Origin of the sequence: Methanothrix sp. (genome assembly GCF_030055635.1) — an archaeon.
In the GTDB taxonomy this organism is placed as follows: Archaea; Halobacteriota; Methanosarcinia; order Methanotrichales; family Methanotrichaceae; genus Methanothrix_B.
This window is the reverse complement of the sequence record NZ_JASFYM010000009.1, coordinates 13,945-31,355: the sequence shown is the minus strand read 5'-3', so window position 1 is coordinate 31,355 and position 17,411 is coordinate 13,945. Positions and strand designations below refer to the sequence as shown.

The window sequence follows — 17,411 nt, the reverse complement described above, 5'->3', positions numbered from 1 at the left end:
AGATATGTAACACTTTCCTGGCGCCAGACCAGAAGATTTGTAAATACAGAGCGCTTAGGCCCGCAGAAGGTGGTTGTAAGATGGCGCAGAGAGGCATTAGGGAGTTTGATGCTAAGAGGCTGCTTGCCAGGTTCCTCCCAGAATACCTCGATGATTTTGACTACAGAGGAGAGGTTGCCCTGATCGGGCCGGAGACCGATCTGGAACGCACGGTCTCCGAGAATCCCTGGATTCTCGAGAAGAGGCTTGTGGTGAAGCCTGATCAGCTCTTCGGAAAAAGAGGCGTCCACGGGCTTGTCCTGCTTAACGCCTCCTGGGATGATGTCAGGGAGTACCTGAGCAAGAACATGAAGAGAGAGGTGACGATAGGCGGTGTCAGGGGCGTCCTGGATCACTTCCTGGTTGAGCCGTATGTGCCTCATGAGAATGAGCTCTATGTGGCCATAAGCTCGGATCGCGACGGGGATACCATCTACTTCTCCACACAGGGAGGCGTCTGCGTGGAGGAGAACTGGGACAGGGTCGTTCAGATGCACGTTGATATTCTGGATGGCATCGATGCAGTTGATATAAAATCCAAACTCCCGGCCTCTCCGGATGCAGAGAGAGTGGCAAGATTCATCGAGGCCCTCTTCAGGTTCTACGTAGACCTCGGTTTCGCCTACCTGGAGATCAACCCCTTCACGATCGTCGACGGGAAGATAATACCGCTCGATATGGTCGCGAAGCTGGACGATGCCGAGGAGTTCTGGTGCAGGAAGAAGTGGGGAGATCTCGTATTCCCGGAGCCATTCGGGAGGAGCCTGACACCTGAGGAGCTCTTCATAAAGGAGATAGATGCGAAGACAGGCGCATCGCTGAAGCTCACGATACTGAATCCGAAGGGAAGGGTGTGGACGATGGTCGCAGGCGGCGGAGCCAGCGTGATATACACCGATACGATATGCGATCTCGGCTTCGCCGGAGAGCTGGCGAACTACGGCGAGTACAGCGGCGATCCGAGCACTGAGGATACCTACCATTACACAAAGACGATACTCGATCTCATGACCAGGGAGAAAGATCCGAGGGGGAAGGTGCTGCTCATCGGCGGCGCGATAGCGAACTTCACGGACGTCGCGAGCACCTTCAAGGGCGTTGTCATGGCCCTGAGGGAGTACAGGGACAGGCTCAGGGAGAACAACGTCAGGATATACGTGCGCAGAGGTGGGCCGAACTACGAGGAGGGGCTGAGGATGATGCGGGAGCTCGGCAGGGAGCTCGGAATACCAATAGAGGTCTACGGCCCTGAGACGCACATGACCAGGATAGTGCCAATGGCACTGAGGGGGGAGTGAGCTATGAGCTCGAGGCCTGATTACATTCTCTTCGACAGGAACACGAAGGCTTTCGTTTACGGTTACCAGGTGAACGCGATCCAGAGGATGCTCGATTTCGATTACGTATGCCAGAGGGAGACTCCCAGCATCGCGGCCATAATAAACCCCAGCAGATCCGGAATACACAAGGCGTTCTGGGGGACGAAGGAGATCCTACTTCCGATGTACAGGACGATCGCGGAGGCTGCCGAGAAGCATCCAGATGCTGATGTGATGGTGAACTTCGCCTCACACAGATCCGCGTTCGATACAACAATGGAGGCTTTAAGGGAGAGGACAATAAGAACTGTTGCCATCATAGCTGAGGGAGTGCCTGAGAGGCACGCCAGGATAATCGGGGCGACTGCGAGAAGAGCAGGCAAGGTGATAATAGGGCCTGCAACTGTTGGTGGCCTGGCTGCTGGCGCCTTCAGGATAGGCAACACCGCGGGAACGATAGAGAACATCGTCGCATGCAGGCTCTACAGGCCTGGATGTGTTGGGTTCGTCTCAAAGTCAGGCGGCATGCTCAACGAGGCTTTCAACATCATCTCCAGGAACTCGAATGGCGTCTACGAGGGCATAGCCATAGGCGGCGACAGGTACCCTGGCTCCAGCATGCTCGATCACATACTCAGGTATGAGGCGAATCCGGATATAGCGATGATCGCCTGCCTGGGCGAGCTCGGCGGGGAGGACGAGTACAGGATCGTCGATGCTCTGAATGAGGGGAGGATAACAAAGCCGCTTGTTGCCTGGGTCACGGGAACATGCGCGCCCTTTCTGCCTGCGAGCGTCCAGTTCGGGCATGCGGGTGCGAAGGCGGATACAGCGAGGGAGACCGCGCAGGAGAAGAACCGCGCGCTTAAGGAGGCAGGGGCACACGTCCCAGAGTCCTTCGATGGATATGGAGATGAGATAAGAAAGGTGTACGAGAGGCTCCTGGCCGAGGGAAAGGTCAGAGAGGTGGTAGAGCCGCAGGTTCCGAGCATACCTGTGGATTACAGCAAGGCCCTCTCAACTGGCATGATAAGAAGGCCCACAACGTTCATATGCACGATCTCGGATGACCGCGGCGAGGAGGTGCTATACGCAGGGATACCTCTGAGCGATGTGCTTGAGCGGAACATGGGGATCGGCGGGGTGATCGGCCTGCTCTGGTTCAAGAAGGTGCTCCCCGATTATGCTGCCCGCTTCATAGAGCTTGTTCTCCAGATAGTCGCAGATCACGGGCCATCCGTCTCCGCGGCGCACAACGCGATCGTCGCATCCTGCGCCGGCAAGGATCTCATCTCCTCACTGGCAAGCGGACTGCTCACGATCGGCCCGAGGTTCGGAGGGGCGATAGATGATGCGGCGAGGGAGTTCAAGAGGGCATACGACTCCGGTCTCACCCCCGAGCAGTTCGTGAATGAGATGAAGAGAAAGGGCGTGAACATCCCGGGCATCGGTCACAGGATCAAGAGCGTCAAGAACCCTGATAAGAGGGTGCAGCTGCTGATCGATTACGCAAAGCGGCACTTCGCCAGGACGGATCTCCTCAACTACGCGCTCCAGGTCGAGGCGATCACAACGGCCAAGAAGGGCAATCTGATCCTGAACGTCGATGGGTGCATAGGCATACTCTTCCTGGACCTGATGGCATCGTGTCCGGTCTTCACGCAGCAGGATATAGACGATGTGCTGAAGTACGGATACCTCAACGGGCTCTTCGCGCTGGGCAGGACGATCGGGATCATAGGGCACATCCTGGATCAGAAGCGCCTTGGCGCAAGGCTGTACCGCCATCCATCTGAGGACATAGCATTCATGCTGCCAGAGCATTAGGCTCTGGCATTTTTATGGGATTTTCTGCAGAGCAGATGTGCTGCTCTATGAACTCACCTCAAAATTTGCATAGGATGTAGATAGGTCGCATGGTTCTGAACAGATGCGCTGCATTCATGGATCATTGAGTCTATCAACTCAATAGCACCCTCTTCCGTGCCCCTTGAGCCATTCATCGCATTCGATTGCTGGTGGAGACTTGAGTCTGTGTAGATCCACCTCGCATCCTGGTCAGATCCGCCCGGATCGTCGGGTTCCGGCAGGGCCATGGGGTCTTGAGCCTTATCTGAATCCTCATGGAATTGCCATCTGTGGATATCTCTGCCAGAACATCTGCCACAATGCTCATGCCCTGTGTCTGGATAGCAGAAGCCGCGATGAGCACACGCGGGTTTCTGGTGGATACATTGCCCTTTACAGGCACTGTGCCTGCGGGAACGTCAACCAGGCCAGGGCATATCAGGCCTCCTGTGTCGACCTTTATGCCGGGAAGGATAGTCGCAATCCCCTTGACCGCACTGCCGTTCTGGGTGAGGTTCAGTGTGAGCAGTGCGCTGGTGCCTCTATCTCCGGTTGCAATACCTGTAAAAATGCCATCGTAAAGGCCAGCATCTTCCGTCAGAACCTGCGTGCTGAAGCACAGGAGTAGCACCGCAGCACATAAAAGCAAGCGCATCCGCATAGCTGTGATATTGTTACTAATTGATCTTATACTTTCTGCGATTTCAGAGTCCTATTGGGGTCAATCGATTCCAGCAGAACTATTCAGTGGATCCATCGCCAGGTTATGCAGACCCGCTCGAACAGCCTGCAACAGAGAAGGTTACAGCATCTCTGGACGCTGCTCTCTCTCAGGCATTCGAAAGTCATATTTAAGAGGCGGTCTACATGTGATTGATGGCAAGGCTCTCGCCGCTCATGGAGCAGTACTTCAGGATAAAGGAGCAGTGCCCAGATGCCCTTCTCCTCTTCAGAATGGGCGATTTTTATGAGACGTTCGGCGAGGATGCGGTTACGGCATCAAGAACGCTGAACATAACTCTAACGTCGAGGCAGAGGGACGACGAGGGGAACAGGATCCCGCTCGCGGGCATACCATATCACTCGCTGGACGTTTACCTCTCACGGCTCGTTAACGCAGGCCACAAGGTGGCGATATGCGAGCAGGTCGAGGATCCGAAGCAGGCGAAGGGGATCGTGAGGAGGGAGATCACCAGGATAGTCACCCCCGGGACTGTGATAGAGCCAGCGCTGCTCCAGGAGAAGAGCAACAACTACCTGGCAGCCATTCTTCCGGAGAACGGGCTCGCAGGGCTGGTGCTTCTCGATCTATCGACAGGCGATTTCATGGCATCTGAGGTTCCAGTGGAGCGGCTGAGATCTGAGCTGGCCAGGTTCTCTCCGGCTGAGTGCCTGGCTCCGCCCGGTGTATCTCTGGATGGCATGCGTGTGCAGTGCATTGATGGGGAGATCTTTTCATTGAATGTGATGGCCGGGGATGGTGGGCTTCTTGGAGATCTGCCAGAGAAAAGCCCACTGTGCGCCCGCGCTGCCTGCGCGATACTCTCCTACCTGCGGGAGACCAGGATTCACTCGGTTGACCACATCAAGCCGATCCGGATGATATCCTCCTCTGAGTACATGCTTCTCGATGATATCACGCTCAGAAACCTGGAGATATTCAGGAACCTCAGGGACGGGTCCAGAAGCGGCACGCTGATGGAGGTCCTGGACGAAACAGTAACGCCGATGGGGTCCAGGACGCTGGCGAGATGGCTCCAGATGCCGTCGATGTCTCTGGAGGTGATTCGGAGAAGACAGGATGCGGTTGAGGAGATGGTGAGAAAAGCTCTGATCAGAGAGGAGATCTCGGAGCTTCTCGAGGGTCTCAGCGACCTGGAGAGGATCATCGGGCGCGTCTCGCTTGGAAGCGCAGGGCCAAAGGATCTCGTGGCGCTGCGATCATCGCTCCGCCGGATCCCGGAGATCGCACGGGCGATGAGCGGTCTGGAGTCAGAGTATCTTGCTGATATCAGAAAGAGGCTTGATGTGAAAGAGCTTGATGATCTTGTGGAGATGCTCGAAAGGGCGCTCTCGGATGATCCCCCATCCTCGCCCAGGGATGGTGGAGTGATAAGGGATGGCTACAGCCCCGAGCTGGACGAGCTGCGCAGAGCGCTCAGAAGCGGGAGGAGCTGGATCGCGGAGCTCGAATCCTCGGAGAGGAGGAGGACCGGGATAAAGTCTCTTAAGGTCGGATACAACAACGTCTTCGGTTATTACATAGAGGTCACGAAGCCGAACCTCTCGATGGTGCCAGGCGACTACATAAGAAAGCAGACTCTCTCAAATGCGGAGCGATTCGTGACCCAGGAGCTGAAGGAGATGGAGAGCAGGGTGCTCTCAGCCCAGGAGAGGTCATCAGCGCTCGAGTACGAGCTCTTCCTGGATCTGCGGCGGCAGGTCGCATCCAGGACCAGATCTGTGCAGGAGGTTGCAGCAGCTGCAGGGGAACTGGACACGGTTCTTGGCCTGACGAAGACCGCCCTCCGGGGAGCGATGGTCAGGCCCCTGGTCGATGCTGGCAGGGAGATAATATTGCGCGACTCAAGGCATCCTGTCCTCGACAGGGTGATGAAGGGCAGCTTCGTCCCGAACGACCTCACAATGGATGAGAGCAGCTGGTTCATGATACTGACCGGCCCGAACATGGCCGGAAAGTCGACATTTATGCGCCAGGTCGCTCTGATAGTCATAATGACTCAGATCGGCTCGTTCGTTCCTGCATCATATGCGAAGATAGGGCTCGTCGACAGGATCTTCACAAGGGTCGGAGCGAGGGACGATCTCGTCTCGGGGAGATCCACATTCATGGTGGAGATGAGCGAGCTTGCGAACATACTGGTCTCAGCTACAAAAAACAGCCTTATTCTGCTCGACGAGATCGGGAGGGGAACGAGCACATTCGACGGCCTCAGCATCGCATGGGCTGTGTCTGAGTACATACACTCCAGAATAAGGGCAAAGACTATCTTCGCGACGCACTACCACCAGCTCACACAGCTAAACCTCCCCGGAATAGTTAACTACAGCATGGCTGTGAAGGAGGAGGGGAGATCGATAACGTTTCTGAGAACAGTTGTGCCCGGCGCGACAAACAAGAGCTACGGCATACATGTCGCCAGGCTCGCCGGAGTACCGGAGCAGGTGATAAGGAGAGCGGAGGAGCTTCTCGATATCATAGAGGGGCAGGCAGCCATAGAGATCAGCAAGTGCAAATCCAGGAGATCTAAGAGGTACACCCAGCTCATATTCTTCAATCAGCCCGAGACGCAGGATAGCTCCATACTCGAGGAGATAAAGAACCTCGAGCCTGAGAAGATAACACCGCTTCAGGCCCTTAACATGCTTGTGGAATACAGAAGAAGGCTCGGCTGTAGGGATGCCCAGGATACACATACTTGATGAAGAGACCGTGAGCAGGATAGCTGCGGGGGAGGTGATAGAGCGGCCGGCATCTGTCGTCAAGGAGCTGATCGAGAACTCGATAGACGCTGGAGCCACGCGGATCTTCGTCGAGGTCAGAGACGGTGGCATATCACTCATAAAGGTCGTCGATGACGGCTGCGGGATCGAGCGTGATGATCTGCCGCTCGCATTCCAGAGGCATGCCACAAGCAAAATTTCAAGAGCAGATGATCTCTTCAGGCTTAAAACCCTTGGGTTCCGCGGTGAGGCGCTGTCTGCTATAGCCAGCGTATCAAGATGCGTTGAGGTGCAGACGAGAACCAGAAGCTCTGGGATGGGCACGTATCTTCGACTGGAGAACGGCAGGGTTGCTGAGATAAGAGATGATGGATGCCCTTACGGGACAAGCATAGAGGTGAGGGGGCTTTTCGAGAACATCCCTGCGAGGCTCAAGCATCTCTCCTCCCCCTCACAGGAGCTCGCGAGGATCGCAGAGACTGTTACGCAGATGGCCATAATACACCACAGAGTATCATTTGAGATCTCCTCCGGCAGGAGATCGCTCTTCAGATCGAACGCATCGGAGACATGGGATGATGCTCTGATCAGAGCATTCGGGCTCGGGACTGTTAAGGGCATGATACCCATAACAGCGAAAGGAGAGGGGTTCGAGCTCCGCGGCATGATATCCTCTCCAGATGCCTCACGCCAGGACTCCGAGTCCATCCTGGTTTATGTGAACAGCCGGCCGGTGTACTCGAGAGCTCTCATTCAGGCGCTGAGGGATGCGTACAGGGGCTTTCTGCGGTCGGGCAGAAGCTATGTTGCTGTGATATCGATCGAGATCGAACCATCTCTGGTGGATGTGAACGTCCATCCAGCGAAGAGGGAGGTCAGGTTCCTCAGGGAGGGCGAGATCTATGATGCTGTGAGGGATGCAGCGCTCAGCGCTCTGAGGTCCTCCGCGATACCCGCTGCCGCCCCGCCAGCGCGGATAACAGAACCGCAGCTCTTGATCCCAAAGCCCCAGATCCAGGAGACGCTCCCCCTGGAGGTGCAGGCCGAGCAGAGAATCTCAGAGCCTCTCATCAGAATCCTGGGCCAGGCTCTCGATCTCTACATCGTTGTGGAGTATGATGATGGAATAATGCTCGTGGACCAGCATGCTGCAGCAGAGCGAATCAGATACGAGCATCTTCTCGAGAAATGCGAGAGCGAGAGCATCTCTCAGGAGCTGATCCAGCCGGTCACGGTGGAACTCTCCCCTGGGGAGGCAGCACTCCTCGATTCGTTCTCCGCGAAGCTCAGGGAGATCGGCTTCGAGATCGATCACTTCGGAGGAAGGGCGTACAGCGTCAGGGCCGTGCCCGCAGCTGTGGGCCTTGAGAGCCCGGAGTCGGTTCGTGCTGTTCTCAGAGATATTCTTCAGCTCGGAAGGGCGTGCAAGACCTCTTTCAGGGACGAGGCTCTGAAGCTTCTGGCCTGCAGGGGCTCCATAAAATCAGGAGAGAAGCTGAGCGAGGGTGCGATGCTCAGGCTTCTCACAGACCTCTTCGCATGCGACAACCCCAGGACATGCCCGCATGGAAGGCCTGTTGTTGTTCGGATATCATCTGAGAGCCTGGAGAGGATGTTCGGGAGGAGATGATCGGTGAGAGGGCTTTTCGGGAGATATCTCATGGAAATCTCGAGGGTTCTGGTGTGATCCAGTGAAGGAGGAACCGTGTGCGGGAGTGATCTCAGGGAGCTTGCATGTGAGATCATGAGATGTGAGAGGTGCAGGCTCTCGCAGACAAGAAGAAACGCAGTTCCGGGTGAGGGGCCGGCGGATGCGAGTATCATGATGATAGGCGAAGCACCAGGCGCGGCCGAGGATCTTGCGGGGAGGCCGTTTGTGGGAAGGGCTGGTGCGATCCTGAACAGGGCGCTGGGCCTTGCGGGATTGAATCGTGGTGAGATCTTCATAACAAACATCGTGAAGTGCAGGCCGCCAGGAAACAGGCAGCCCAGCAGAGAGGAGATAAGGGCGTGCATGCCGTATCTCAGAAAGCAGATCGAGATAATCGGACCATCAGCGGTCTGCCTCCTCGGGAACGTCCCCGCAAAGGCTGTACTCGGGATGCAGGGCGTGACATCTCTCAGGGGGAGGATATTCGACGATCTGTATCTGATCACATTCCATCCGGCGGCTGTTCTCAGAAACAAGGATCGCATGGAGCTTTTCGTATCCGATCTGGCAAAGCTCAGGGAGATGCTATCTGTGGATCATCTGCCCCGAGATGTGAAACGAAATGCCTGAGGGCATCCATTGGTCATCGGTTAAGGAATCGCATGCAACGTAATACGATGTGTATTTAACAAGGCTCATGCGGTCGCTGGAGGGACGAACTCCGGTAGCTCCAATCAGCAATTGACTCGTTTCTTTCTGTTAGATCACCGTCCGCTGGATCACAGGGATGGCCCATCTGTAAAAATAGTTGGGTCTGGATCCCCAGATCCAGCACTCATACCCGTATATACCCGGCCTTTTCAGCCAGATCCTGCCCGCGTGAGCTCAGCACGAAGTCTATGAAGGCCTGGGCGCCCGGACTGGGCTCGCCGAGGGTGTAGAAGTACAGCTTCCTCGCCAGCGGGTACTCTCCGGATTTGATGCTATCAACTGTAGGCTCCACGCCATCCAGCGCAACTCCCTTCACAGTCCCATCTGTGACGTAGCTGTACCCGAGATAGCATATCGCCTTATCGCTGCCCTTTATCGCGGTCTTCACCTCAGAGTTGTCAGCGGCCTCTGTCGATACTCCGGGGGTCTCCGCCTCCTTAGAGCCCATTATGATCTCGTTGAATGTATCCCTCGTGCCGGATCCCGCTCTCCTCGCTATGGCGTATATCTGCCTGTCAGGACCACCGACCTCCTTCCAGTTGGTGATCTCTCCGGCATATATCATTCTGACCTGCTCTTTTGTGAGCGCCCTCACGCCAGCATCATAAACCTGTGGGCTCACTGCTATGACTATGCCGTCGTATCCAACCAGTATCTCGTTGAACTTTTTGCCGTTGGTCTCATACTTGCTCCTCTCAGTGTCTGTCACTTCCCTGGATGCCATGGCGATATCCGATCTCCCCTCTCCCAGATCAGTTATTCCCACTCCGGTGCCACCGCCTGTGACAGTGACCCGGTAATCACTCTGCTCCGAGTTGAAGCTCTCAGCACATACAGATGCAAGAGGCAGCACAGTGGTCGATCCCGAGACGCGCACGTCCGTGGCGCTCAGCACAGGGCTGATGGATCCCATTACAAGCATTACGGCTATTAATGCCAGCAATCTCATCTCGATCACCGATGGCAGAGATAGCATGGTATTATATATACTATGCCGAAATAAAAAATATATCTTAACTTATGTCTATATTCTTATTGTAATGTATATACCAGATGTGCATAAAAGAAGTGCCGCATGCGTGGGCTGGCATCATGTAAGATCACATGCTGTGAGTGTCAGTAAAGGTTCCACAAAGCATAATGGAGTTCTATCCATCTTGTGACCTGCCCACAGAGGGCAGCGGTCTCGATATGCGCTCCTGGCGAGCGAATGAGTGCTTCCTGCAGTCAGCCTGCATGACCTGCAAGTTGCTAACCGCATAAGAGCGAACGGAGTTTACCGCGCAGCCATTCTCAGCGCATTTTTCTCCACGAATATGCTCGGCGTTGCTGTCACATTGATAAAAGTCCTGGTGACGCCCTCCGGGTAGACTACGGTGAACCTGGATACCGGAGCGCTCAGGGGTTTCGCGTCGTACAGGTAGTAACCGTCGAGGTATGTGCCCGCGCTCTCGACGACGAGCGTTGCTGTGGTTGGTTTGGCCTTCACCGTCTTCACATTCTGATAGCTGGAGAAGAGCCTGATCAGCTCTGGCTCGATGTGCCTGCACCCCAGAGCAAGCACATAAAGCTTCGCGAATGGCTCCAGCGTGTAATTCACCTGGAGCCTCAGATCTTCGCCATCTGGGATCATGGTAACATCCTTAACCTGTATGTAGCTCAGTCCAGCAGAGGCATGCAACAAAAACACCGATGCGATGATCAATCCGAGATACCTCACATCAACCACCTCAGCCGGGCCTGCTCTGCCCGAAGAGCGCCGGCAGGATGCCAAGCAGGACGAATGTTGCGATCATGAGAAGAAGAAAGACCACAAAAACAAGCTGCTGGCGCCTCTGGGCCGATCGGTATTTCGATTCGCAGAGCTCATCACAGAACATGCTGTCGGCCTCAATGGCATTGCCGCATATTATGCAGTGCTTGTGGGGTGAGAGCTTGTTCAAACCACACCACCATGGGATGTGCTCTAGTCGAAACACAATATAGATAAGATTTGCGCGTGATCGATCCATGCCAGGACGGCTGCAGGCCAGCGTCATCCGGTGGATTATATCATCCAGAAAATCGCCATGCTTCGCGCGACCGGATCACCTGACGTCGGGAGGGATGTAACAGGAATCTGTCGCCCGATGCTAACTCCGGTGCATCATCCTGCGGTAACCTCTGTCTGACCGGCAACCCTCGCAACGGGCACATGTACCGCATGTGGGTTGTCTTGAGGTCATCGTCAGACCCTGTCAGTGATCTCCCACAAGGACCTATCAATGCGGCGTGTCGTCCCTCTATCGCACCGGCACTCAAAGCGACATCATGCCATGCTCATGCCAGCCCTCGTTAAAGGGACCATTCTATGTTGGATTTTTCGTTTATAAATGTATCGTTGCCTGAGTCGTGTACCTGTATGAAAACCACGCATGAGAAGGTGAGTCAAAAGAATGAAGGCGTTGAGATGCGGGTTGGTTTCATCCAAGCAAGCCGACACAGGATTTCAGCCTATGTCGTGCTTTCATGTTAACCCGCATCCTCAAAACATCCAGATTTACGGAATCTACCTGAGGCCATCGATCGCAGCTGGAGCATTAAGTGGTGCAAGCCCACGAGCTGAACTCTCAGTCCTCCTCCTTCTCGTACTTGAACGACAGCTTCACCTTTGCCCTGTACTCGACGATCTTGCCCTTGTCCAGCCTCACATCAAGCTCGGTGACCTCAGCCACCCTCAGATCCCTCAAAGTCTTTGAGGCTGTCTCCACGACAGTCTTCACCGCATCCTCCCACCCAACCGTCGATGTGCCGACGAGCTCTATGAATTTATATACATCCCCGTTCAAGCAAATCACCTCATGAATTACTTGATAAAATGATCCTCTATCTTAATATAACTTTCGAGATTGTGTGTGCGTCAGCAATCAGGTCTGTTGAGTCGCTGGATCTCATGCACAGAGCACGTTTCACCTGATTGAACTCTGCACCCGGGGGGGTTTGCTCAGAGCGGCAAGATGCGGTCGTGTACTCGAATAGCTGAATGATCCGCTGAAATCGAGTGCTATGGGTGAGACATCCCATGAGTCTGGCTGAAGTGAACGCTGCGGATTTCAATGATACAAGTACACGACCCAAGATGCATTTCTCACAGAATCCTCAAAAGCTATAGCGATGAAGTGAGATCGAGCACTGATGATACGCGAGCACTTCAGGCTTCATCAGACGATAGCCACGATTGTGGCCAGATCGCAGGAGCACATAGAGATCGCAAAGAGCGCGATAATAGAGAGCAGGATCCAGCTTGAGGAGTTCATAGCTATGGACCCGATCTTCCAGCTGACACTCGAGCCGTACGATCGCCCTGTAGATGATGCCCCTCCTGTTGTTAAAAGGATGTGTCATGCATCATCACTCTTCAACGTCGGACCTATGGCGGCGGTCGCCGGTGCGATAGCTGCAGCCGCAGTCGAGGCCATGGTTGATGCAGGAGCTGATTACGCGGTCGTTGATAACGGCGGGGATATAGCGATGTGCTCAGATGAGCCTGTGCTGGTCGGGATATACGCCGGCACGTCTCCTATAAAGAACCTGGCGCTTGAGATCCCTCCTGCCGGAGGAGTTCTGGGAATTTGCAGCAGCAGCGGGACCGTCGGGCCATCGATAAGCTTCGGATGCGCAGATGTCGCGACCGTGATATCCAGAGATCCGGCGGTAGCAGATGCCGGAGCAACGGCGCTCGGCAATGCCGTCACCCCGGATGCCAGCCTGGAGGAGTGCTTCAGTGCAGTGGATCGAGATGAGGTGATCGCAGCTCTGGTTGTAAGGGGGAATGAGATGGCGGTGTGGGGAGATGTGCCACCCATACGGAGAGCACGGGTCGAATACGACCTGATAACAAAGGGATAGCAGCCTGATTTTGGCCGTTCCCTTATGCATGCGACGCACAGACATTTCTTGGCCCAGCTCAGGTTCAGCCGCGCCTCCAGCTGAAAGCAAAGTTTTATCTCTCACGCGATTCAACCCTGCGAGCATGTCAGTAGAAACTTCTGCGTGGGATCGCTTTCTACCATCTTGAGCACCTTCGCGGCCAAGAGGTGAGGATATTCGACACTACCCTGAGGGATGGCGAGCAGACTCCGGGGGTCTCGCTCACCCCTGAGGAGAAGCTCATAATCGCCAGGCAGCTCGACAAGCTCGGGGTCAACGTCATAGAGGCTGGCTTTCCTGTATCGTCCAGGGGCGAGTTCGAATCCGTCAAGGCCATAGCAAATGAGGGGCTCACCGCCACAGTCTGCGGCCTCTCCAGGATCATCAGGAGCGATATCGACAGGTGTCTCGATGCAGGTGTCGGCATGGTCCATGTCTTCGTATCGACATCTGACATACAGATAGCACACACGATAAAGAAGAGCAGGGAGGAGATAGTTGCAGACTCGATAAAGGCGGTCGAGTACGTGAAGGATCATGGTGTTCTCTGCCTCTTCTCAGCCATGGACGCCACCAGGACGCCCCCCGCCTTCCTCAGGGAGATCTTCAAGGCTGTTGAGAACGCCGGCGCTGACATAATAAACATACCCGACACCGTGGGCGTCATGGCGCCGTCCGCGTTCCACCGGCTCGTGAAAGAGGTCTGCAGCTACATGAACATACTCGTGGATGTGCACTGCCACAACGACTTCGGGCTTGCGGTGGCTAACAGCCTGGCAGCTGTGGAGGCGGGCGCGCGGGAGGTCCAGGTCACAGTCAACGGGCTGGGTGAGCGGGCAGGCAACGCGAACCTCGCAGAGACCGTCATGAGCCTGCACTCGATATACGGAGCGAAGACATCGATAAAGACGCAGTATCTCGTTGAGACTGCAAGGCTTGTCGAAAGGCTCACAGAGACCAGGATACCGATAAATGCGCCGATCGTCGGAGACAACGCGTTTTCCCACGAGAGCGGCATACACAGCCATGGGGTTATCGAGAGAAGCGACACATTCGAGCCCGGGATAATGACGCCTGAGATGGTCGGCCACAGGCGCAGGATCGTTCTCGGAAAGCACACGGGAAGGCACGCGGTGAAGAAGGTGCTCGAGGAGTCCGGCTATCATCCGACAGAGGATCAGCTCCAGGAGATCCTCCAGAGGATAAAGGAGCTGGGCGACAAGGGCAAGCAGGTCACAGACGCGGATCTCCAGACCATCGCAGAGGTCGTCCTGGGCGAGATCGCAAAGGGGGAGCAGGCGCTCGTCCTCAAGGAGGTGGCTGTGATGACCGGTAACACGATAACGCCCACAGCCACGGTCAGGGCGCTGTTCCGGGGCGAGGAGAAGGTACTCGCAAACATCGGTGTTGGTCCAGTCGATGCTGCCGTGAAGGCTGTGAGGGAGATACTCGGCCAGGACAGCCTGATCAGGGTGAGGGATTTCAGGATAGAGGCGATCACAGGGGGATCTGATGCCCTTGCAGAGGTCGTGATAGGGGTTGAGGATACCGAGGGAAGGAAGGTATCCGCCCGGTCTGCGCGGGAGGACATAGTCATGGCATCGGTGGAGGCGCTTGTCAGCGCCATAAACCGCCTTCTGCTCCTCGAGGAACGTGCATCCAAGTAACCAAAAGAAATGAGCAGGGGATGTTTTATTGGTGGAAGTCATAGATGCACACTGTCATCTCGATTTCAAGCACTTCAACAAGGACAGGATGGATGTTATAGAGAGGGCGAGAGCTGCAGGCGTTGTGGAGATGATCAACTCCGGAGTTGACCTTCAGACGAACAGGGAGACGCTGAAGCTGGCCAGGTCGCATGAGTTCATCCACGCGACCCTGGGCCTCAGCCCAAACTCCCTAGACCGGATGAGGCCCGGGGATGTGGATATCGTCCTCGAGGAGATCCGGCAGAACTCCGGGGAGATAATCGGGGTCGGAGAGGCGGGGCTGGATTACTACAGGTGCAGCGATCTGGCTCTGAGAAAGCAGCAGGTTGATGTCTTCCGCAGGGTGATAGAGCTCGCAGAGGAGCTCGACAAGCCGCTTGTGATACACGCCAGGGATACCGAGGATATCGCGTTCGATCTTGTGAAGGACATGGGGAAGGTGGTGTTCCACTGCTACAGCGGAAGCCTGGAGACCATGAGGAAGATCGTCGACAGGGGATTTTACGTGTCAATTGCAACAGTTGTGTGCAGATCTGTGAAGCACCAGGCTCTGGCCAGGAGCGTGCCTTTGGATCACCTGCTCATTGAGACAGACAGCCCGTTTCTCTCTCCCCGGCGGGGCAGGAACGAGCCTTTATTCATACTGGACTCGCTCAACCTCATAGCGCGGCTGAGGGGAATGGATCCTGAGGATCTTGCCAGGGCGACTGTGAGGAACACCAGAAGGATCTACGGAATGTGATATCCGTCCAGGCGCCCTGAGATGCGGGTTTGCTCACGAACCCGCCTCAAACCCCGACTGCGGCAAGGAGCGCAGAAAGGACGAAAGCATTTGATGTGGTTTTCAGCAAAAAGCGAGTCGGCAGGGAGTTATCTCTCAGTGTCAAGCTTTCGTGGTAATGGCCATCAGTCCTCGAAAGGTCGCATTGGGGTCATGGAGCTCACATTCACTGCAGAATGAAATGCAGGCCCGACCGCACAGGCAAACATTTTTCTCAGATCTCCGCATCAGAGCAAGAGATGCCGTTCAGAAATCCATATGCACTCCTCGGACTTCTCAGCATACTGCCGCTGATCGTCCTCTACCTCATAAAACCGAAGCCCCGTGATGTTCTCTTCCCGAGCATAAGGTTTCTTGAGGCTGGAAAGGCCAGGAGATCCGCAGCCCTGAGCAGGATGATAAAGGATCCGCTCTTCTGGCTGCAGCTCCTCATTCTCATTCTTCTATCTATTGCAGCTGCCGGGCCATATACCCTGGAGAGGGGGAGCCCCGGCTCGCATCTCGTTCTTGTTCTGGATGTCTCTGCGAGCATGGAGAGCACATTCCAGAACGCGCTTGGCATAGCATCATCAGAGCTCTCCGGATACGACAGGGTGAGCATAGTTCTGGCGGAGAGCATACCTGTCGTGGCGCTCAGAGAGGGCAGCCCTGATGAGGCGCGATCCATGCTCGGTAAGATCTCGGTGCTCGATCTCTCCGCGGACATATCGAGCGCCATTAACCTGGCATACACCCTGACAGGTCCTGAGGGCGGTGATATCCTCGTCATCTCAGACTTCATGAGCTGGATCGGAGACGATCCAGGCGCCACAAGGGACTCCCTCACCGCGACGGGCGCCAGCATAGTCTTCGCGGACACAGGCGGGGGAGGGGACAACGTCGGGATCGTGGGAGGCTGGCTGACAGAGACATACGAGGGGATCAACTACACATGCAGGATCCACAACTACGGATCTGCGAGGGATCTCACGATAAGGGTCGCATCACAGGGCGGCAGCTCAGAGCACAGAACGCTCATGGATGCGGACTCAGACTACTACCTCTCCCTCAGCCTCCCATCCGGCATCAGCACAGTATCTCTCGATGTCAGGGATGCGGTATCCGCTGACAACACTGCGTACATCTACGCCCCGTCCCGGGGTGAGACGAGGATTCTCTACGTGGGAGAGAGCGGTCCCACACTGGCGGCGCTCAGGGCAATTGGCAGCGTTGATACCAGTGGAGAGCCAAAGGGCTATGACCTGGTGGTGATAAGGAACAGCTCTATCGATGGCGATCTGAACAGGTATGTTGACTCCGGAGGAAGGATCATTTACATCCCGCAGGAGAACTCCCCGAGCCCGGAGTATCTGCCCGTAAGGATAACGGGCGTGGTGAACAGGACAGGCATCCCCTGGGCGAGAAATCCTGTATTCGGAGAAGGAATACACTTCGAGGAGATCGGGATGAGGGCGTACCTCGAGGCCGTGCCCAGGCGCGGAGCTACGACCATTGTTGAGGTGAACAGCGTTCCCTTGCTCGCATACTGGCAGCTCGGCAGGGGGACTGTCGTGTACAACGCGCTCGAGTACGGCAGCGATTTCCATCTGCGGCCTGAGTACCCTGTCTTCTGGTATGAATTGATCAGATGGCTGACAGGCGCTCCGTCGCTGGATGATCTCAACAGGAAGACCGGAGAGGTTGTGCCATTGGACAGACAGACGACCATAAGCACGCCTGGAGGCACGGTTACCACACAGCTCCTCCTTCTCGACAGGGCGGGTCTGTACACCTTTGACGGAAGGAGAATCGCTGCGAACCTCTACGATCCCGCCGAGTCTGATCTGAGAAATGGAGGATCCTATGATCCCGGAAGCTTCAGATCCAGCGTCAGTACGGAGAAGCTCGTGGAGAGGGATCTCTCTGTCTGGGTCATTCTGGCGGCTCTGATGCTTCTCATGGCCGAGCTCGGAATAGTGAGATGGAGGAGGGAGCTTTGA

14 protein-coding genes are annotated in these 17,411 nt (G+C 55.6%); 9 read left to right on the top strand and 5 right to left on the bottom strand.

Going from position 1 to position 17,411, the window contains the following annotated elements; all coding sequences use genetic code 11:
- Nucleotides 1-80 precede the first annotated feature (80 nt).
- On the top strand, nucleotides 81-1,337 hold the full coding sequence (locus QFX31_RS05070) for an ATP citrate lyase citrate-binding domain-containing protein (RefSeq protein WP_348531037.1): 1,257 nt from the start codon (nucleotides 81-83) through the stop codon (nucleotides 1,335-1,337).
- 3 nt (nucleotides 1,338-1,340) lie between these two features.
- Nucleotides 1,341-3,185 (top strand): citrate/2-methylcitrate synthase, encoded by a 1,845-nt coding sequence (locus tag QFX31_RS05065; protein ID WP_348531036.1) that lies wholly within the window; start codon nucleotides 1,341-1,343, stop codon nucleotides 3,183-3,185.
- Nucleotides 3,186-3,357: 172 nt separating this feature from the next.
- On the opposite strand, the gene QFX31_RS05060 is transcribed toward QFX31_RS05065, so the two are convergent.
- Entirely contained in the window at nucleotides 3,358-3,837 is a 480-nt protein-coding gene (locus tag QFX31_RS05060) for a hypothetical protein (RefSeq protein ID WP_348531035.1), read from the bottom strand.
- 245 nt (nucleotides 3,838-4,082) lie between these two features.
- On the opposite strand from QFX31_RS05060, the gene mutS reads away from it, so the two are divergent.
- The 3 genes from mutS to QFX31_RS05045 all read left to right on the top strand — a co-directional run bounded on the left by mutS (nucleotide 4,083) and on the right by QFX31_RS05045 (nucleotide 8,952).
- Nucleotides 4,083-6,650: a DNA mismatch repair protein MutS gene (gene mutS / locus QFX31_RS05055; RefSeq protein ID WP_348531034.1), complete on the top strand. Its 2,568-nt coding sequence runs from the start codon at nucleotides 4,083-4,085 to the stop codon at nucleotides 6,648-6,650.
- Complete coding sequence (mutL, locus tag QFX31_RS05050) at nucleotides 6,628-8,301, top strand: DNA mismatch repair endonuclease MutL (RefSeq protein ID WP_348531033.1); 1,674 nt, start codon at nucleotides 6,628-6,630, stop codon at nucleotides 8,299-8,301. The genes mutS and mutL overlap by 23 nt, the downstream gene beginning before the upstream one ends.
- A gap of 75 nt (nucleotides 8,302-8,376) precedes the next feature.
- A complete protein-coding gene (locus QFX31_RS05045) occupies nucleotides 8,377-8,952 on the top strand; it encodes a uracil-DNA glycosylase (protein WP_348531032.1) in 576 nt (191 codons plus the stop codon).
- 205 nt (nucleotides 8,953-9,157) lie between these two features.
- On the opposite strand, the gene QFX31_RS05040 is transcribed toward QFX31_RS05045, so the two are convergent.
- The 4 genes from QFX31_RS05040 to QFX31_RS05025 all read right to left on the bottom strand — a co-directional run bounded on the left by QFX31_RS05040 (nucleotide 9,158) and on the right by QFX31_RS05025 (nucleotide 11,861).
- The gene (locus tag QFX31_RS05040; protein ID WP_348531078.1) at nucleotides 9,158-9,982 is read right to left on the bottom strand and encodes a PstS family phosphate ABC transporter substrate-binding protein; all 825 of its coding nucleotides are present in this window, start codon (nucleotides 9,980-9,982) and stop codon (nucleotides 9,158-9,160) included.
- Nucleotides 9,983-10,309: 327 nt separating this feature from the next.
- The gene (locus QFX31_RS05035; protein WP_348531031.1) at nucleotides 10,310-10,753 is read right to left on the bottom strand and encodes a hypothetical protein; all 444 of its coding nucleotides are present in this window, start codon (nucleotides 10,751-10,753) and stop codon (nucleotides 10,310-10,312) included.
- 10 nt (nucleotides 10,754-10,763) lie between these two features.
- Nucleotides 10,764-10,976 carry a DUF2116 family Zn-ribbon domain-containing protein gene (locus QFX31_RS05030; protein WP_348531030.1) on the bottom strand — a complete coding sequence of 71 codons (213 nt, stop codon included), beginning with the start codon at nucleotides 10,974-10,976 and terminating at the stop codon, nucleotides 10,764-10,766.
- A 666-nt stretch (nucleotides 10,977-11,642) separates the two neighbouring features.
- On the bottom strand, nucleotides 11,643-11,861 hold the full coding sequence (locus QFX31_RS05025; protein ID WP_342766388.1) for a dodecin family protein: 219 nt from the start codon (nucleotides 11,859-11,861) through the stop codon (nucleotides 11,643-11,645).
- Between the two features lie 346 nt (nucleotides 11,862-12,207).
- Between QFX31_RS05025 and QFX31_RS05020 the strand changes: the two genes are divergently transcribed.
- From QFX31_RS05020 to QFX31_RS05005, 4 genes are all read left to right on the top strand, one after another.
- Nucleotides 12,208-12,921: a UPF0280 family protein gene (locus QFX31_RS05020; RefSeq protein ID WP_348531029.1), complete on the top strand. Its 714-nt coding sequence runs from the start codon at nucleotides 12,208-12,210 to the stop codon at nucleotides 12,919-12,921.
- Nucleotides 12,922-13,109: 188 nt separating this feature from the next.
- Complete coding sequence (locus QFX31_RS05015; protein WP_348531028.1) at nucleotides 13,110-14,609, top strand: 2-isopropylmalate synthase; 1,500 nt, start codon at nucleotides 13,110-13,112, stop codon at nucleotides 14,607-14,609.
- A gap of 31 nt (nucleotides 14,610-14,640) precedes the next feature.
- On the top strand, nucleotides 14,641-15,393 hold the full coding sequence (locus QFX31_RS05010) for a TatD family hydrolase (RefSeq protein WP_348531077.1): 753 nt from the start codon (nucleotides 14,641-14,643) through the stop codon (nucleotides 15,391-15,393).
- Nucleotides 15,394-15,671: 278 nt separating this feature from the next.
- Nucleotides 15,672-17,411, top strand: coding sequence for a BatA domain-containing protein (locus tag QFX31_RS05005; RefSeq protein ID WP_348531027.1), 1,740 nt, complete (start codon nucleotides 15,672-15,674; stop codon nucleotides 17,409-17,411).

What these genes read in the sequence shown, in the direction of transcription:
- QFX31_RS05070 (WP_348531037.1), top strand. Translation starts at nt 81, where the DNA reads ATGGCGCAGAGAGGCATTAGGGAGTTTGATGCTAAGAGGCTGCTTGCC.
- QFX31_RS05065 (WP_348531036.1), top strand. Translation starts at nt 1,341, where the DNA reads ATGAGCTCGAGGCCTGATTACATTCTCTTCGACAGGAACACGAAGGCT.
- mutS (WP_348531034.1), top strand. Translation starts at nt 4,083, where the DNA reads ATGGCAAGGCTCTCGCCGCTCATGGAGCAGTACTTCAGGATAAAGGAG.
- mutL (WP_348531033.1), top strand. Translation starts at nt 6,628, where the DNA reads ATGCCCAGGATACACATACTTGATGAAGAGACCGTGAGCAGGATAGCT.
- QFX31_RS05040 (WP_348531078.1), bottom strand. Translation starts at nt 9,982, where the DNA reads ATGAGATTGCTGGCATTAATAGCCGTAATGCTTGTAATGGGATCCATC.
- QFX31_RS05020 (WP_348531029.1), top strand. Translation starts at nt 12,208, where the DNA reads ATGATACGCGAGCACTTCAGGCTTCATCAGACGATAGCCACGATTGTG.
- QFX31_RS05005 (WP_348531027.1), top strand. Translation starts at nt 15,672, where the DNA reads ATGCCGTTCAGAAATCCATATGCACTCCTCGGACTTCTCAGCATACTG.